Annotated in this window: 19 protein-coding genes; 12 read left to right on the forward strand and 7 right to left on the reverse strand. The window is 54.7% G+C overall.

Annotation, left to right across the window (positions count from 1 at the left end; genetic code table 11):
* Positions 1-92 precede the first annotated feature (92 nt).
* The 7 genes from egtD to pgl all read left to right on the forward strand — a co-directional run bounded on the left by egtD (position 93) and on the right by pgl (position 5,680).
* Positions 93-1,076 (forward strand): L-histidine N(alpha)-methyltransferase, encoded by a 984-nt coding sequence (egtD, locus tag ACK4IR_RS09895; RefSeq protein ID WP_409874201.1) that lies wholly within the window; start codon positions 93-95, stop codon positions 1,074-1,076.
* 92 nt (positions 1,077-1,168) lie between these two features.
* Positions 1,169-1,765: an ATP-dependent Clp protease proteolytic subunit gene (locus ACK4IR_RS09900; RefSeq protein ID WP_409874202.1), complete on the forward strand. Its 597-nt coding sequence runs from the start codon at positions 1,169-1,171 to the stop codon at positions 1,763-1,765.
* A gap of 142 nt (positions 1,766-1,907) precedes the next feature.
* Entirely contained in the window at positions 1,908-2,264 is a 357-nt protein-coding gene (locus ACK4IR_RS09905) for a hypothetical protein (RefSeq protein ID WP_409874203.1), read from the forward strand.
* A 10-nt stretch (positions 2,265-2,274) separates the two neighbouring features.
* The gene (locus ACK4IR_RS09910; RefSeq protein WP_409874204.1) at positions 2,275-2,748 is read left to right on the forward strand and encodes a Tic20 family protein; all 474 of its coding nucleotides are present in this window, start codon (positions 2,275-2,277) and stop codon (positions 2,746-2,748) included.
* Positions 2,749-2,812: 64 nt separating this feature from the next.
* A complete protein-coding gene (locus tag ACK4IR_RS09915; RefSeq protein ID WP_011056917.1) occupies positions 2,813-2,929 on the forward strand; it encodes a photosystem II reaction center protein I in 117 nt (38 codons plus the stop codon).
* A gap of 65 nt (positions 2,930-2,994) precedes the next feature.
* A complete protein-coding gene (locus ACK4IR_RS09920; RefSeq protein ID WP_409874205.1) occupies positions 2,995-4,935 on the forward strand; it encodes a DUF3769 domain-containing protein in 1,941 nt (646 codons plus the stop codon).
* A 19-nt stretch (positions 4,936-4,954) separates the two neighbouring features.
* Positions 4,955-5,680: a 6-phosphogluconolactonase gene (gene pgl / locus ACK4IR_RS09925; RefSeq protein ID WP_409874206.1), complete on the forward strand. Its 726-nt coding sequence runs from the start codon at positions 4,955-4,957 to the stop codon at positions 5,678-5,680.
* Here pgl and mutY read toward each other — a convergent pair.
* Both mutY and ACK4IR_RS09935 read right to left on the reverse strand, forming a co-directional pair.
* Positions 5,677-6,777 carry an A/G-specific adenine glycosylase gene (gene mutY, locus ACK4IR_RS09930; RefSeq protein WP_409874207.1) on the reverse strand — a complete coding sequence of 367 codons (1,101 nt, stop codon included), beginning with the start codon at positions 6,775-6,777 and terminating at the stop codon, positions 5,677-5,679. The genes pgl and mutY overlap by 4 nt on opposite strands.
* Positions 6,778-6,780: 3 nt before the next feature.
* A complete protein-coding gene (locus ACK4IR_RS09935) occupies positions 6,781-7,095 on the reverse strand; it encodes a DUF760 domain-containing protein (RefSeq protein ID WP_409874208.1) in 315 nt (104 codons plus the stop codon).
* Positions 7,096-7,285: 190 nt separating this feature from the next.
* Here ACK4IR_RS09935 and deoC point away from each other — a divergent pair, with 190 nt between their 5' ends.
* Positions 7,286-7,939, forward strand: coding sequence for a deoxyribose-phosphate aldolase (deoC, locus tag ACK4IR_RS09940; RefSeq protein ID WP_409874209.1), 654 nt, complete (start codon positions 7,286-7,288; stop codon positions 7,937-7,939).
* Here deoC and ACK4IR_RS09945 read toward each other — a convergent pair whose 3' ends face one another.
* Positions 7,940-9,280 carry a TldD/PmbA family protein gene (locus ACK4IR_RS09945; RefSeq protein WP_409874210.1) on the reverse strand — a complete coding sequence of 447 codons (1,341 nt, stop codon included), beginning with the start codon at positions 9,278-9,280 and terminating at the stop codon, positions 7,940-7,942.
* Between the two features lie 138 nt (positions 9,281-9,418).
* Here ACK4IR_RS09945 and ACK4IR_RS09950 point away from each other — a divergent pair, with 138 nt between their 5' ends.
* Complete coding sequence (locus ACK4IR_RS09950; RefSeq protein WP_409874211.1) at positions 9,419-9,748, forward strand: hypothetical protein; 330 nt, start codon at positions 9,419-9,421, stop codon at positions 9,746-9,748.
* 14 nt (positions 9,749-9,762) lie between these two features.
* Positions 9,763-10,398 carry a ribonuclease D gene (locus tag ACK4IR_RS09955; RefSeq protein WP_409874212.1) on the forward strand — a complete coding sequence of 212 codons (636 nt, stop codon included), beginning with the start codon at positions 9,763-9,765 and terminating at the stop codon, positions 10,396-10,398.
* Here ACK4IR_RS09955 and ACK4IR_RS09960 read toward each other — a convergent pair.
* From ACK4IR_RS09960 to ACK4IR_RS09975, 4 genes are read right to left on the reverse strand one after another with little or no spacing between them, the layout of a single operon-like run.
* Complete coding sequence (locus tag ACK4IR_RS09960) at positions 10,363-11,133, reverse strand: PD-(D/E)XK nuclease family protein (RefSeq protein ID WP_409874213.1); 771 nt, start codon at positions 11,131-11,133, stop codon at positions 10,363-10,365. The genes ACK4IR_RS09955 and ACK4IR_RS09960 overlap by 36 nt on opposite strands.
* A 3-nt stretch (positions 11,134-11,136) precedes the next feature.
* A complete protein-coding gene (locus ACK4IR_RS09965; RefSeq protein ID WP_409874214.1) occupies positions 11,137-12,852 on the reverse strand; it encodes a hypothetical protein in 1,716 nt (571 codons plus the stop codon).
* 55 nt (positions 12,853-12,907) lie between these two features.
* On the reverse strand, positions 12,908-13,201 hold the full coding sequence (locus ACK4IR_RS09970; protein WP_409874215.1) for a tetratricopeptide repeat protein: 294 nt from the start codon (positions 13,199-13,201) through the stop codon (positions 12,908-12,910).
* 18 nt (positions 13,202-13,219) lie between these two features.
* Complete coding sequence (locus ACK4IR_RS09975; RefSeq protein ID WP_409874236.1) at positions 13,220-13,600, reverse strand: DUF2237 family protein; 381 nt, start codon at positions 13,598-13,600, stop codon at positions 13,220-13,222.
* Positions 13,601-13,732: 132 nt separating this feature from the next.
* Between ACK4IR_RS09975 and clpS the strand changes: the two genes are divergently transcribed.
* Both clpS and ACK4IR_RS09985 read left to right on the forward strand, forming a co-directional pair.
* Positions 13,733-14,017 (forward strand): ATP-dependent Clp protease adapter ClpS, encoded by a 285-nt coding sequence (clpS, locus tag ACK4IR_RS09980; RefSeq protein ID WP_409874216.1) that lies wholly within the window; start codon positions 13,733-13,735, stop codon positions 14,015-14,017.
* A 110-nt stretch (positions 14,018-14,127) separates the two neighbouring features.
* Positions 14,128-15,843 (forward strand): diflavin flavoprotein, encoded by a 1,716-nt coding sequence (locus tag ACK4IR_RS09985; protein ID WP_409874217.1) that lies wholly within the window; start codon positions 14,128-14,130, stop codon positions 15,841-15,843.
* The last annotated feature ends 48 nt before the right edge of the window (positions 15,844-15,891 follow it).

Genomic DNA, 15,891 nt, shown 5'->3' on the forward strand with positions numbered 1-15,891 from the left:
CTTCGGGACATCTAGCCAAGACTCGGTGAATGGGGAATCTCCCGCTATACGAGAAGCGTTAGCGGGATGAGCGTCAATTGACCAAGTAACTGGTGACCTTCCCTGTGAGCGATCGCCTGCGCCTGACCCACTTACCCAGCCTTACCCCAGAACGGGACGGCCAAGATGTCATCCGCGGGTTGACTCAGCACCCTAAATCCCTTCCCTCCTACTACTTCTATGATGCGGCAGGATCCCGCCTCTTTGAGCAAATCTGTCAGCTGCCGGAATACTATCCCACCCGCACAGAATTAGGCATTTTAGAGACCGCCGCTGGGGCGATCGCCCGACTTACGGGTGCCTGTGAACTCCTAGAACTGGGTAGTGGGAGCGATCGCAAAATTCGCCTCCTCCTATCGGCCTATGCCCAAGTGCAACTTGAGCTTTACTATTGTCCCATTGATGTCAGTGGCTCGATCCTCAAAACCAGTGCCATGGCGCTTCTGGCCGACTATCCCCAGCTTAGGATTCATGGCCTTGTTGGTACCTATCAAGTGGGCTTAGAGCACCTACCGCCCCCCTTGGCACCCCGCCGCTTGCTCTGCTTTCTCGGTAGCACCATCGGTAACCTCTCCCCCAGCGACTGCCAGACCCTGTTTCAACAGATTCATCGAGTTCTCAGCAGCGGGGACTATTTCCTGTTGGGTGTGGATCTGATCAAAGACACCAACATTTTGCTTCCTGCTTACAACGATGCCCAAGGGGTAACCGCTGCCTTCAACCGCAATATCCTCCATCACCTCAACTGGCGCTTTCAAGGCAATTTTGAGCCTGAAGCCTTTGCCCATCGCGCCATCTATAACCCGATTGCTCAGCAAATTGAGATGTATCTGGATTCGCAGCAAGAGCAAACCGTTACCTTAGCTGCCCTTGATTTTCAGTGCACTTTTACTGCGGGTGAACCGATTCTCACCGAAATTTCCCGCAAGTTTGACCTTCCTGCCCTCAAGCAGGCATTGACCGAGACCGAGTTTCAGTGGATCACCGCCTTTACGGACCCTCAGCAGTGGTTTGCCCTCTGCCTCTGCCAAGTTTAGACCGAAGCCCCTAGGAATAAGTTAGAATCAGTGAGAAAAGCCGCCTTCATGGCTCAGGTTACGGCGTTGATAGCTCAGCGTGGAAGGATTCTATGCCCATCGGAGTACCCAAAGTCCCCTACCGGATGCCCGGTGAACCCTACACCCAGTGGATTGACATCTACAACCGTCTCTATCGCGAGCGGATTATTTTCCTCGGTAAAGAAGTGGATGATGAGATTGCCAACCAAATTGTGGCGGTGATGCTCTACCTCGACTCCGAAGATCCGGGCAAAGACATTATGCTCTACATCAACTCCCCCGGTGGCTCCGTCACCGCCGGTATGGCAATTTATGACACGATGCAACATATTAAATCCGATGTCGTCACCATTTGTGTGGGCTTGGCTGCCTCGATGGGGTCTTTCCTCCTTGCAGCCGGTACCAAAGGCAAACGGTTGGCTCTTCCCCACTCCCGCGTCATGATTCACCAGCCCTCTGGTGGTACCCGTGGCCAAGCAACGGATATTGAGATCGAAGCGCGGGAAATTTTACGGGTACGGCGGCAACTCAATGAGCTATACGCCTACCATACCGGCCAGCCCCTCGAAAAAATTGAGCGGGATATGGATCGCGACTTCTTCATGTCCGCTGAAGAGGCAAAAAACTACGGCCTGATTGATCGGGTGATTGAGGAGCGTTCCAACTAGTTTGCTTGAACTAGTTACAGTTACTAAGATATTGAGGTTTAATATGTTGCAAATCCCGCAAGCGTGCCGTAGACATTTGCCCAAGCGTGCCGTAGGCATTGGCCTATCTGTTAGCAGCTTTCCTCTCCTTGCAGGTGCCCTCATGACACTGGCAACAAGTCAACCTGTGCGTGCCCAAACTGCCAGCCCTCTGCCGCCGGAAATGATGAAAACCATGGTCGAGCAGGTGAGTGACTCCCTCGCACAATATGTATCGGGAGCCAGTTGTACGGATATTGCCCAGTTGATCAAAATGCTCCCCACCAATGGCAGCAATTCGGCACCGGATCCCAACTCGATCATTGGCGCAGTTATGCTCTCCATTAAGGACAGTCCCGATCTTCAGTTAATCATTTCCTCACGGGTTGGACCACCGTTGATTGGTAAAGCAATTGAGTGCAATATGATTCCCCCTGAACTCCTACTAAAGGTAATGAGCCGACAGCCATCAACACTCTAAGGAGAAGCTCATGACTTGGCGTGCCACCACCACCATCCCAGATCGAATTTTTGCCAGCCTAGCGTATTTGCTACCGCTCTTTTACGTCATGCCCTTTGGTGGCTTTTTATTTGATCTGTTTCCGCCCCTGCAAGCACTGGTGTTGGTGGTACTGCCCGTTGCTGTGATCTACTCAATTCCCTTTGCCGGGCTACTCGTTTTTATGCTGCTGTACCTGCTGGTGGTGCGCAACAACCGTGTAAGTCTCTTTATCCGCTACAACACGATGCAGGCACTGCTGATGGGGATTGTGCTGTTTATTGTGCAACTGCTGGTACAACTCCTCGTCCGTGTTGCTAGTTTTGACCTGCTGATTAAAGTGCTCTTCAACTTTGTCTTTATTGCTACGGTAATTGGTGTCGGCTATGCCGTGGTGCAGTCCGTACGGGGCATTTACGCCGAAATTCCCACGCTGTCGGAGGCCGCGAAAAGCCAAGTGTTTTAGGGGATGCGAGGGAGTCCCTCATCCCGTATGATCAGAAGGTGACGCTACGAAAAACAACACCATCATGGAAACACTCAAAATTACCGTTTATATCGTTGTGACCTTCTTTGTGCTGCTCTTTGTTTTCGGGTTCCTTTCCGGTGACCCAGCGCGTAACCCCAAGCGCAAGGATCTCGAGTAGCCCTCGTCAAAGGGGGTGGACATCGGGTAACGTAACTAGGCAGTGGTCGTGAGGAAATTTGGCCGTTGTTATTTTTACCCCTTTTTGCTAGTCTGCCCCCCCCTGCGCAACCCGCAGAAATTACCGAGGTTATTAGCGCATCCCAAGCGGATTTACTGGGAACAACGGTAGCCCCTGATCTAAGCACTACAACGCCGCTCAGCCCTGAGCCAACACCTGATTTTACAGCTCCTCTGCGTCTTGGGCAGGCAAATGCTGAAACCCCCGTTGTCCGCGATCAACCTCTAGAGGTGACCGCCGATCGCCAAGAGTTTGATCTGATGCGGCGATTGTTTAATGCCATTGGCAATGTTTTCCTCCGCTTCAAGGAAGCCGAACTCACCGCCGATCGCATTCAAACTGATATTGATGCCCAAATTCTGGTGGCGGAGGGCAATGTCACGATTACGCGTGGGGATCAAGTCCTCCAAGGCGATCGCTTGGAATACAATCTCAGACTGGATCAAGGCTCCCTCACGAATGCTCGCGGTGTGGTCAATACAGCTAGGGTAGATCCAGACCTGAGGTTGACGGGTTCTCCTGACCCCCTCCTCCCCGGCCTTAATCAACAGGACACAAATTCCCAAGCAGAAGAGACGGAAACATTTGATCGGTTGCGCTTTGAAGCCGATCGCTTGGAATTTGATGGCCGCCGCTGGTTTGCAACGAATCTACGGATCACCAATGACCCCTTTAGTCCGCCGGAACTGGAAGCACGGGCACAGGAAGCCACCGCCGAGCCCCTCAGTGCCGATGAAACTCTTCTGACGGTGCGACGGGGTAGGGTTGTTTTTGATCAGCGGGTGGCTTTGCCCATAGTCCTCCGCCGCTTTGTGGTGGGTCGCCCCTATGAAGTGTTGCCCTTTGAATTTGGCTATGATGAGCAAGACCGAGGCGGCGTGTTTCTTGCCTACCGTTATAGAGCCATCAATACCCCCAATACCCAAATCACCTTCCTGCCATCGATTTATTTGGAGCGTATTATCAGTAATGACGTTGATCTCTTTGATGCTAAGAGCTATGGGGCGGCGATCGAGCTAGGGCATCGGTTCACTCCCCAAACCCGTGTACGCGGCTATGGCTTTTTGAATACATTAAACCCCAATGACTGGCCGAGTACCTCACGGGCGGGGGCAGACCTGTTCCACAGCATTGATACTCGCAATGTTCTAACGGTTTCTGCCATTTATCGCCAGCGCGTCTTTAACGGTTCCCTTAGAGAGCAGGAAATTACCAGCAGCTTTGGTGGCACCTTTAGCGGTACAGGTATTCCCCTTGGTCAAGGTTTGGCATTTAACTATTTGCTGGGAGGGCAATACATTACGGCTGCTAGTGACGATCCCGCCTTGCCCCCCAAGCCAAGTCTAGGACGTATTCAGGCGGCAGCAAATCTCAACTGGGGAATGCCAATTTGGCGAGGCACTCCCTTACCACCGACACGAACCCAAGGGCTGCGCTACAGCCCCCGTCCCGTCCAACCCTTCCTGGAGTTCTACAGTCAGTTGGGGGGGGTGGTGAACTACTATACCAATGGCAGTACCCAGCCCGCTTTAACTGTAGGGGCAGGTCTGCGGGGTCAGTTTGGTCATTTTGCGCGTCGCTGGTTTGACTACACCAGTTTTGACTTGGGATTTACGCAGACGCTAGGCGAACCATCCTCTCCTTTTCTCTTTGATCGCGTCAGTGACTTTAGTGTGCTCAATGTGGGATTCCTGCAACAAATTTACGGTCCTGTGCGAGCCGGTACCCAACTGCAAATTAATGTAGACACGGGCAGAGTTTTCGATACAAACATTATTGTGGAATATAGCCGCCGTACCTACGGGGTGGTGTTTCGCTACAACCTCGATCGCCAGCTGGCGGCAATTCTTTTGCGCATTAGTGGCTTTAACTGGCGGGGCAATGCCGATCCCTTTTCCAGTCCGGGGCTGGGCACAGCAACCGAGGGTGTGATTCGCTCCAATTAGAATTAGTGAGGAGGCTTCTATGCCAATACCCAACGTCCGTGTTTTTCCAGATTTGGCTGCTCTGACGGCGGCGGCAAAGCAGTTTGTTCTTGAGCAGGCCACAGGGGCGATCGCCCAACGGGGGCAATTTACCGTTGCCCTAGCCGGCGGCAACACCCCTAAGCCGCTGTATGAAAGCCTTGTTTCTGCCGCTACCCCTTGGTCACGCTGGCACATTTTTTGGGGCGATGAACGCTATGTTCCCCTTGAGCATCCCGACAGCAATGCGGGTATGGCCTTTCAAGCGTGGCTCAACCATGTGCCCATTCCTAAATCCCAAATTCATCCGATGCTGACGGAGGATGCGGATCCGCAGAAGGCGGCCGATCGCTACGAGCAAACCCTGCGCCAACACTTTGGCCTAGGCAAAGGGGAATTTCCCAGCTTGGATCTGATTTTGCTCGGCATGGGACCCGATGGCCACACCGCTTCCCTTTTTCCCCACACCGCCGCCTTAACGGTGGGCGATCGCCTGATTACTGTGGGCAACAAAGAGAGCCACCCCCGCCTTACCTTCACGGTGCCCCTGATTAACCATGCCCGCCAAATCCTCTTTCTTGTCACCGGTGCCAATAAACAAACGGCCCTGCGCCATGTTTTTTACGGCACGGGCGATCCCCATCTCTATCCGGCGCGACTGATTACTGGCAATGCCCTTTGGTTTTTGGATCAAGCGGCCGCTGAGGGGGTACTTGAAAATGCCTAGGGGGTGGGTCTGCCCCGTGTGCGGATGGCCTCAATAATCGCAGTGTTGGCTTTGGGAAAGGGAAACTGCGCCAATTCCTCAGGGGTGACCCAGCGGATGGCCTCGCACGCCAAAGGCTGAGGGGTTCCCGAAACATGCCGGCAGTAGTAAACATGGAGCGTCACCCGAAAATGGGTGTAGGCATGGTCAATGTCAATCAAATGCTCCCCCACGGCAATTTCAATGCCCAATTCTTCGCGAATTTCCCGCCGAATACACTCCTGCACCGTTTCATTGGGTTCGATTTTGCCCCCCGGAAATTCCCATAATCCCCCCAATAGACCCCTCGGTGGCCGGCGATCAATGAGAATCTGACCGGCGGCATTCCAAATGACGCCAACACCAATCTCTTTGTGGGGTAAGGGGGAACGGCTCATCCTGCGGGGAATCTCATGGGTTAACCGGTGGTGATGGGCAATGCAATGACTTTGCCAAGGACAAGCATGACATAGGGGCTGGCGGGGTGTACAGAGGGTGGCCCCCAGATCCATGAGGGCTTGGTTAAAATCGCGGGGGGATTGGGGACACAGCAGTTGCGCCGACCACTGCCACAGTTGGGCTTCTGCTTGTTGGGGGGGGATAGGCAGGCCATAGAGGCGGGCCAGCACCCGTTTGACATTGCCATCGAGAATCGGCCGGGGTTGATTAAAGGCAGCACTGAGAATGGCACCTGCAGTACTGCGACCGATGCCGGGTAAGGCCACCACGGCCTCATAGGTGCGGGGAAATTGACCCCCATGATTGGCCATGATTTGTTGAGCCGCTCGATGTAGGTGACGGGCGCGGGCATAGTAGCCCAATCCCTGCCACAGTTTGAGGACGGCTTCCAGATCGGTAGCGGCCAAATCGGCAATTGTGGGAAAGGCGGCCAACCACCGTCGGTAGTAGGGAATCACCGTGCCCACTTGGGTTTGCTGGAGCATGATTTCTGAAACCCAAATGGCGTAGGGATCCCGGGTGTGGCGCCACGGTAAGTCTCGCCCCTGCTGCTGATACCATTCCAAAAGGGCAAAGCGCAGGGCAGGCAGCGCCTCCCCCCTCTCCGGCACGGTTGGCATGGGTTATTTGCCGTCTTCCGCTTGCGCCGCCGCTTGGAGCGATCGCTCGAATTCTAGGCGCTGTTCTGCACCACGTAAGAAATAGCCGCTCATCATTGCTGAAGCCAACAGACGCCCGAGGTGCTCCCGATTGGTGGTAATGGAAACTTCAAACCCCTCCGGTGGCAAGTAGCCCAGCAGATTACCAATATGGCGTTCCATGACAATAGCCATTTCCGGCGACGCGGGACGGGACAGGCGAGCCACCACTTCTGCATCTAAACTTTGCAGATAGTTCCAGAGGGAGTCAGCCCTTTCCTGAAGGGTTTGAGGGTTCATGGTTGGCTCCATAGAGTGTCCTCCCAGAAAAGTGATTTGGCTCACACGGGTGTGGCTGTGATAACCTAAATTTAATCTAACAAGGGTGAATTGCAAGGGGGGGTAGGAGAACCGATCTCCCCAATTCCCATTTTCCGCCCCCCTCCTCGTTCTTGAACAGCGAAAATAGGATTGTTGGCGGTGAATCCCTATGGCGGAACGTGACTTGTTTGACCTTGCACCCTATATTGATCATACCCAGCTTGACCCCTTGGCAACCACCGCAGACATTGAACGGTGCTGTGCCGAAGCCGAACAATGGAAGTTTGCCGCCGTCTGTGTCATGCCCGTATGGGTGAAGCGGGCAGTTCAATTGCTACATCGCACACCGGTAAAAGTGTGTACCGTCATCGGTTTTCCCAGTGGTGCCCACACCAGTACCACCAAACTCTATGAGGCTCAGGAGGCGGTTGACGGTGGCGCAACCGAGTTAGATGTGGTTCTCAACTTGGGCTGGCTCAAGGAGGGAAACAGCGAGGCCGTCTATCGCGATATTGCCCAGATCTGCACCGAAACAGGGGTGACCGTCAAGGCAATTTTAGAAACCACGGTGCTGACGGAGGCAGAAAAACAACTTGCCGTGGATATTTGCCTGGATGCGGGGGTGGCCTTCCTGAAGACCAGTACCGGCTGGCGCGGTGGCGCCACGGTGGCAGAGGTGCGTCTGCTTAAGCGCCTGAGTCGCGATCGCGTGGGGATTAAGGCCGCCGGCGGCATTCGCACCCGTGAGCAAGCCCTTGAACTCATTGAGGCCGGTGCCACACGCCTGGGCACCTCCCGCAGTCTCGACCTGATGCAGGTTTAGCTATTCTCCCGTAATGGCCAAGGGACTGACCCAGATCGAGGGACAACAGCCGTAGGGGGTCACTTCCACATCGTTGCCCACATGGAGAATGTTCTTCAGCAGGGTGCGAATATCGCCGGCCACGGTAGCCGCTTCAATGCTGATGGCCTCACCGTTGCGCAATAGCCAACCGTCAAAGGGCAGGGAAAAGGAGCCTTGGAGGGCTTTGACGCCGGCGTGGAGGGCATGGAGTTCATCAATCCAGACCAGACCATCCGAGCGATCGCCCCCTTCCCCGAGCGGCACATCGTAGAAGTGACCGCTAACGGTCACCTTTGCCCCTAGGTTGGCATGCCCCGTGGGCTGGGTTTGAAAGCGGCGAGCGGTGCCGGCACTGTGGTAAAGCCCGGTGAGTATCCCCTGCTCAATCAACGGCGTACGGCGGGTGGGTGTACCTTCACCATCAAAGAGGGGCTGACCGACATGTTGAGGGTGGCGGGCGTCATCGTACAGGTTCAACAGGGGGCTGGCGATCGCCTGACCAAGGGACTCCGGCGTTGAAAGGCTCTGACGATCCAAAATGTTTTGGGCATTAAAGAGATTACTAAAGGCATTGAGCAAGCTCAGGAAGGCAGAGGGGGAAAACAAAACAGGGTACTGCCCCGACGCAATCGGTTCATAGGCCAAGTGGCGGATCGTTTTATCGGCCACCTCCTCAATGCAGCCGGCAATATCCAAGTGCTCAAGGTCAGGACTCATGCGAATGGCGCCGGCACTGCGGGGCTTGCGACCCGGCTCCTCGGTTTTACTGTAGAGGTAAAGTGTGGTTGTGGTGGTGGTTTGCCGGCGATCGGCGCCCTCACTGTTGAGATAAAACTGTTCTAACCGCCGCTGGCTCAGGCCATTGTAGGGCACGCTGGCGATCGCCGGATGGCGCCCTAAAAGCTCTTGCTCCGCTGCAATCAGTTGATCCAAGAGGGTTTTTGCCGCGGCAAGGGGCACCTCAGCCGTCGTTACCGTTGTCTGGCCAAGGGGTGCGGTGGCCAAGGGGCTAAAGTCGGGAATATCCTCGGTGACGCCAAAGGCACTGGCCTCTTTGGCCATCTCTAGGGCAGTCTCCAGACCGCGATCGTCGAGTTGGGTAGTGCTGGCTACCCCTAAGCGACCGCTTGAATTCCAGACCCGCACGGTAATTCCGGAGCGCTGGGAGGCCTTCACCTGTTTGGGTTCCCCCTGCTGCACTTGGACACTCACCTCATCCACATGGGAGCCACCAAGGTCAAATTTCTCAATCCCAAGGCGGCGGGCGATCAGGGCAACCCGTTCGTAGAGGGTAGAGGCAGGGGGTAAGGTGACCGTCATGGTACGCAGATCGCTAATTCACAAATCTTAAATCTATTCTAGACCTCTCCTCGGCGCGGTGGGCGATCGCCTAGGTTCGCTAAAAATCCTCATTTCTCGCTAAGATTTTTGGAGCACGTCAGTTACGGGAAAAAATTCATGGTGCAACCATCCCTAAGGGTCGATGGTGACGGTGAATGGTTGGGGGGAAAATCACCCCAGTGGTCTGAGCGCCGCGCCCGCCTTGAAGAACTAATTGTGACACTGCGGATTGCCGATGAATTGGCGGCGGGTAAATACTTGATTACCAGTGCCGAATTGGCGGAATTGATGGATGTGCACGCCAGTGCCGTTACCAGTCGCGGTGAAGAATGGACATGGCGCAATTGGCAAATCTCCCGCGTCCGCCGTGAAAGCAACCAAATTCTCTGGCAATTGGAACGCATTGATGTGGCCAAAGAACCGTCCTCAGAACTGCCCCCCACCTAGTTTGTGAGCGAGTCATGGAGCTGGATTTTCCCCTTGAGTGTTTTGATCACGACTTAAGTGCCACGGCCTTAGCCCGCTTTCTCAATGCCGATCAGTTGGCCGTAGACACAGAAACCATGGGCTTGCATATTCCTCGCGATCGCCTCTGTTTGGTGCAGCTGTGCGATCCAGAAGGACAGGTAGCCGTGGTCAAGATTGCTCGTGGGCAAACTGAAGCCCCCCACCTTCAGCAACTCCTAGAGCATCCCGGCATTACCAAAATTTTTCACTATGCCCGCTTTGATCTGGCCACGTTGCGCTACCATTTGGGCATCCGCGTTCATCCCGTTTTTTGCACTAAAATTGCCAGTAAGATTGCCCGCACCTATTCCCCCCGCCACGGCCTCAAGGATCTAGTCTTGGATCTGCTAGGGATAGAAATTGATAAATCCGCCCAAAGCTCCGACTGGGGCAATGCCATGGCACTGCGCGAAGATCAACTGCGCTACGCCGCCAATGATGTGCGCTATTTGATTCCCCTGCGGCAGCAACTCACGGCAATGCTGAAACGGGAGGAGCGCTTTGAGTTAATGCAAGCAGCTCTCAATTGCCTGCCTGCGATCGTCGATCTCGATTTAGCGGGCTACACTCAAGTCTTTGAGCACGGCTAGAAAAGGAGCAATGCTTGAGACAGGATTGGGCTGAGAACGCTGACAGCGCTCATTGAAGGGGCACTCACTGCAGTATTGGGCAATCTGGTCTGGGGGAACTTGCGGTAACTCCTGCCCCTGTGCATACTGTTGTAGCCATTGGCACAGTTCCCTAAGACACCGCTCTAGGGTATGGTGAATTTCTCGGTGGGTCACCTCACTGTAGTGAAAGGTGTAGAAATTCGCGCCTTTCTCCCCCTGGGCGAACCAGTAGGTCATGGAAATCTGACTGGGGAGATAGGAGCTAGTAGCCGCTAGAAGATAACAGTAAAGGCGAGTCTGCCAATGGTGAATTAAGGTCGCTGGGGCCGGCGGGCGGGCATAGGTTTTCCAGTCGAGAATTTGCGCTTGCCCTTGGCCAAAAATCACATAGTCGTACACGCCCACAACGGTAAATTCCTGCCAGCCTAGACTGCGGACATGCTCTGCTTCCCCTTGGCCTTGGATCATGGGCGGCGGCATCCTTTGAAAGGCCTCAAACCAAGGTTTCAACTCAGGCTGTGCCTCAAGAATAGGATGGATATCCAGTCCCTGAAGGTGTTGCTGCATCAGGCGGTGAAAGTCACGACCCTGCTTTTGGGAAGTAGTTTCCGTTAATTGTGTAGCCTCTGGCAGTATTAAGCTGTCAAGATAGCGATACTGGTATTGCCGTGGACAGGTTTGCAGGGTGCGCAGATGGGCTTGGGAAAGTTGCATCGTCTAAATCCAACCCAATAGTGTCAGGATGCCGTAGAGAACCCACAGCGTGGCAACTACAATTGCCCAATAGGGGGCAGCCCAAGATTGTTTTTCCTGTAGATCTGGAGAGTGCCACTCGCTCACCTCAACAAAGGGAACTGTACCGCGTCGAAACCAACCGCGTACCACCAGCGATCGCCCCGCCAATGTGTTCAGATAGGCTGGCTCAAGCATTGGCCACATCGGCCCCCACGCCCTCTGGCAACGCAGGGGAAATAGGCCGTTCTCCGTGTCCAGCCACAGATGCTGTCCTAAGCCATTGCGTAAGCCGCTCACCGCCCGTATCTGCCCCTTTAGCTCCACAGCGGGACTATCGAGGGGCAAAAGACGATGCAGCAGCTGCCCCAAGGTATAGGTTTGCGGCGCTCGGTCAGGATAGTAGGCATTCAAGCGTAAAAAGAGACCGAGACCAATGCCAATAGGAATGAAGCCCCGTGCCAAGGTTGACCAATCGGCTAACCACCAGAGGGGAAAGGCGATCGCCCCTGCCCGCAGCGCAAACTGGCCAATGCCCGTGAGGATAATCGTCGTGATCACTCCCGCGATCGCCCCCCAGAAGGGAGTCAGTTGCTGCCACGCCCGTGGACAGCGAGGGGAGGAAACAGAGGGCAGTGAGAGGAGGGGATTCAGTCGCCATTGCCGCGCATAGGTCATCAAGGCGTGCAGGCGCAGTCCCAAGGGACGATGGGAGGAGGTGAAGCGAAACCAATATCGCAGGGGATGGGCGGTATCCCAGTGGAGCAGCGTTGGCCAATCGAGGGGTTGATTTCCCAAAAGGGCAGCTTGGGTCGGATTCAGAGGCAGGAGCAAGCGCAACGATTCTAAGGGAACACCGATTTCCCCTTGAGCACGCACGGTCGTTGCTGTGGCTTCCATGAGGCGAAACCAAGCCATCACAAGGGTATTGGGATTACCGATCAAGGCTGCTCCTTGGCGATCGCTATAGTACTGCCGCAACTGATTGCTCCAAAAGCAGAGCATCTCCAGCCCGCGAAAGAAGAGGTAACTCCCTTGGCTGCCAATGGCACAAAGGAGATAGAGAGTCCCCCTGATGATCCACCGTCTCCAGTCGTTGCCATAGGGGGGAGCAAAGCGATCGCCCCAGCGACTCCACCAACAGTAAAGGTCATAGGGCAGTTGCAACAGCAGCACAAGGGGGGTTACCAAGGTGTTCAGCCCCAGTCGCAGTTGGGCAATTTCAGCGGCCATCAAGGCCAGCAATTCCTCGCCGGAGAGCGATCGCAATAGACCTTCACTGACAATGATGCGGCGCCGCCAGCGGCCATAGCTGAAGATGATCGGTGCTGCTGTCAGCAAACAGCCCACTTGGGGACGGGGTTGCCACCATGACCATGGCAAACGCTCCAAGAGCCTCACCGTTTCGGGACTATACTCCTCCAGTTCGCCGAGGCTAACGGGACGCAGACCATAACGGGCACGTAATCGCCACGACCACAGACCACTGCCACCACTGAGCAGCCCCAACCCCAAGCAGCCCAGCACAAACCACGCCATCACCCCCTCCCAACCCCGCAGGAGTGTCAGTGGAGCATTGGCATAGCTGAGGACACTAGCAATTCCCCCTTGGAGCAGTCCTTGCAGCAGCCAAGCAATCACCAGCAGCGTTGCCCCCTGACTCAGCCAAAGAGAAAGGCGCGGTAGTGGCAGCAATTCCATGGGCAATCTGACACCTCAAACCAAGACCCATTGTGCCGCAGAAGGGGTCGGTTCTTCATCGGGAGAGGGCACTAAGGGTGGCAGGGGTTTTTGTGCCCAAGCTCGAATTTTGGGGAAAGGCGATCTCGCCAAGCGTTGACAGAAGATCAATAGCCTCTTGCCACTGGCAGGTGTGGGTATAGGCTTTAATCAAGTGCAGATTCGCTTTCAGACCTTCACGACATTGACCGTAGGTGGCAATGACTGCTTTGAAGGCGGCGATCGCCAGTTGATAATCTCCGCGATTAAAGGCAGCTAAACCCGCAACGTAGCGAGGATCTAAGCGAAAATCGGATTCTGGATCGGGCATACCTCAGTATTCCCCAGATCACGGTTGCTGGCTACCACCGAGGGCGTGGGCTTTCAAAGCCTCTAGGGAGACATACTCAAGAGCACTGGCATGGGTTGCTTCGAGAATCACAGGAGGAGCCACACCTGCTTCCAAGGCTTCCCGCCAACGCGAGGCACACAGACACCAGCGATCGCCCGGTTTCAAGCCCGGAAATTGATAAGCCGGCACCGGCGTCGAAAGATCATTGCCCCGCGAACGGGTAAACGCGAGAAATTCTGCGGTCATTTCAGCACAGACCACATGGGCACCAACATCCCCCGCCCCTGTCCGACAAAAGCCATCGCGATAGAACCCTGTTAGTGGATTTTGACAGCAGCACGCTAAGGGTGTGCCCAACACATTCATTGCCGTCATCACCAATGCCCCCAAGTCTTAAACCTAAGTCTAGCTATAGCATAGGCGTTTTCCCAATGTTCCCATAGCAAACCAACCAATCCTTCACCAATGAGCTAAACTAAGGGGCAGTGTAGCTACAAAAGTGTGTGACCTATGCCTAGCGTTGTTCCCCAAGAGCGACAGCAGGTTATCCGCAAGCACTACCCCAATTACAAAGTCATTGTCCTCAACGATGACTTCAACACGTTTCAGCATGTGGCTGCCTGTTTGATGAAGTATATTCCCAATATGACCCCCGATCGCGCATGGGAATTAACCAATCAGATCCACTACGAGGGTCAAGCCATTGTTTGGGTCGGCCCCCAAGAACAGGCGGAGCTTTACCATGAACAACTTTTGCGGGCGGGTCTGACCATGGCGCCCCTTGAACCCGAATAGCCATTGATATTGGTAACGATTGTTATTACAGCTATTAGAAACTCTAAATCCTGTTACCTTTCTTCATGTGTCAGGATAAGGGGTAGTTTCGTAAGTTTGAGGACCTGCCTATGGCCGTCAGTACGCCCAAGCGTCCGCCGCGCTTAACGCTTCAGGTGTTGGACATTGCCCCTGAGACGACGGCAATTCGCTGCCTAGATTGGGATCGCGATCGCTTTGATATTGAGTTTGCCCTTGAAAACGGTACCACCTACAACTCGTTTTTGATCAAAGGGGAACAGATTGCCCTTGTGGATACCTCCCATGCCAAGTTTGGCGATCGCTACCTTCAGCAGCTCTGGGAACTGGTGAATCCCGCAGACCTCAGCTACCTCATTGTCAGCCACACCGAACCCGATCACAGTGGCCTCGTCAAGGACGTATTGGCAAAAGCTCCCCATGTAACGGTGGTGGCCTCAAAAGTAGCCCTTCAGTTTCTGGCCGATTTTATTCATCAGCCCTTTAATCAGCAGCAGGTGAAAAATGGCGATCGCCTTGATCTAGGTAAAGGGCATGTTCTCGAATTTGTCATGGCACCCAATCTCCACTGGCCGGACACGATTCTTACCTTTGATCACGGTACCCAGACGCTCTTTACCTGCGATGTCTTTGGCGCCCACTTCTGCAACGATGATCCCTTTGACACCGAGCCAGAACTGTTAAAGCCAGACTTTAAGTTTTACTACGACTGTCTCATGGCGCCCAATGCCCGCTCAGTGCTCTCCGCCTTCAAACGCTTAGAACCGCTGCCTTCGGTGCAACTGGTTGCCACAGGACATGGCCCGTTGCTGCGCCATCATCTCCCTCAATGGCTAGATTCCTACCGCAACTGGAGTCAAGAGCAGGCAAAGGCAGCAACGACCGTGGCCATTTTCTATGCCGCCAACTATGGTTATGCCAATGCCCTGGCAGAGGCAATTGAACGGGGCGCCGCTAAAACCGGGGTGGTGGTTGAAAAAATGGATCTGCTCACCGCCGAACCCCAAGATATTCGCGAACTCACCGAGCTTGCGGCCGGGATCATTATCGGCACACCGCCCACCACCGCCGTTGCCAAAACGACCCTGAGTACGATTCTGGCGGCTGCCCATGCCAAACAGGCCATCGGTGTCTTTGAAAGTGGCGTTGCCGATGCCGAACCCGCCTATCCATTGCTCAACCAATTTCGGGATGCCGGTCTGACGCCTGCCTTTCCGGTGATTCGGGTCACAGCGACTCCCACCGATGCCCTATTTCAAGAGGCCGAAGAAGCAGGTACGGATATGGGGCAATGGCTGTTGCGCGATCGCACCGTCAAACAAATGAAGTCCCTCGACACCGACTTGGATAAAGCACTCGGTCGCCTCAGCGGTGGACTCTACATTATCACCGCCCAAAAGGGGGCGATTAACAGTGCCATGTTGGCCTCTTGGGTGGCCCAGGCCAGTACTGAACCCCTTGGGATTTCCATTGCCGTCGCCAAGGATCGAGCCATTGAGTCCTTCCTGCATGTGGGGGATACCTTTGTCCTTAATGTGCTCGAAGAAGAGAACTACCAGCCCCTGATGCGCCACTTCCTGAAGCGCTTTCCACCGGGTGCCGATCGCTTTGCCCACGTGAAAACCTATCCTGCGAATAACGGCAGTCCCATTTTGGCCGATGCCCTTGCCTACATGGAATGCACAGTGGTCAGCCGCTTGGATGCCCACGATCACTGGATTGTCTATAGCACCGTTGAGAGTGGCCGTGTCTCCAAGCCCGATGGCAGAACCGCCGTTCACCATCGCAAAGTGGGGAACCATTACTAGGCTCCTAGGGGCGATCGCCCTCCAGCTAAAGTGCGCTAAACTAGACTT

It is taken from the genome of Thermosynechococcus sp., from assembly GCF_046299635.1.
Classification (GTDB): domain Bacteria; phylum Cyanobacteriota; class Cyanobacteriia; order Thermosynechococcales; family Thermosynechococcaceae; genus Thermosynechococcus.

Coding starts and splice junctions, on each gene's coding strand:
- ACK4IR_RS09900 (WP_409874202.1), top strand. CDS start 1,169: ATGCCCATCGGAGTACCCAAAGTCCCCTACCGGATGCCCGGTGAACCC.
- ACK4IR_RS09905 (WP_409874203.1), top strand. CDS start 1,908: ATGACACTGGCAACAAGTCAACCTGTGCGTGCCCAAACTGCCAGCCCT.
- ACK4IR_RS09910 (WP_409874204.1), top strand. CDS start 2,275: ATGACTTGGCGTGCCACCACCACCATCCCAGATCGAATTTTTGCCAGC.
- ACK4IR_RS09915 (WP_011056917.1), top strand. CDS start 2,813: ATGGAAACACTCAAAATTACCGTTTATATCGTTGTGACCTTCTTTGTG.
- pgl (WP_409874206.1), top strand. CDS start 4,955: ATGCCAATACCCAACGTCCGTGTTTTTCCAGATTTGGCTGCTCTGACG.
- mutY (WP_409874207.1), bottom strand. CDS start 6,777: ATGCCAACCGTGCCGGAGAGGGGGGAGGCGCTGCCTGCCCTGCGCTTT.
- ACK4IR_RS09935 (WP_409874208.1), bottom strand. CDS start 7,095: ATGAACCCTCAAACCCTTCAGGAAAGGGCTGACTCCCTCTGGAACTAT.
- deoC (WP_409874209.1), top strand. CDS start 7,286: ATGGCGGAACGTGACTTGTTTGACCTTGCACCCTATATTGATCATACC.
- ACK4IR_RS09945 (WP_409874210.1), bottom strand. CDS start 9,280: ATGACGGTCACCTTACCCCCTGCCTCTACCCTCTACGAACGGGTTGCC.
- ACK4IR_RS09950 (WP_409874211.1), top strand. CDS start 9,419: ATGGTGCAACCATCCCTAAGGGTCGATGGTGACGGTGAATGGTTGGGG.
- ACK4IR_RS09955 (WP_409874212.1), top strand. CDS start 9,763: ATGGAGCTGGATTTTCCCCTTGAGTGTTTTGATCACGACTTAAGTGCC.
- ACK4IR_RS09960 (WP_409874213.1), bottom strand. CDS start 11,133: ATGCAACTTTCCCAAGCCCATCTGCGCACCCTGCAAACCTGTCCACGG.
- ACK4IR_RS09965 (WP_409874214.1), bottom strand. CDS start 12,852: ATGGAATTGCTGCCACTACCGCGCCTTTCTCTTTGGCTGAGTCAGGGG.
- ACK4IR_RS09970 (WP_409874215.1), bottom strand. CDS start 13,201: ATGCCCGATCCAGAATCCGATTTTCGCTTAGATCCTCGCTACGTTGCG.
- clpS (WP_409874216.1), top strand. CDS start 13,733: ATGCCTAGCGTTGTTCCCCAAGAGCGACAGCAGGTTATCCGCAAGCAC.
- ACK4IR_RS09985 (WP_409874217.1), top strand. CDS start 14,128: ATGGCCGTCAGTACGCCCAAGCGTCCGCCGCGCTTAACGCTTCAGGTG.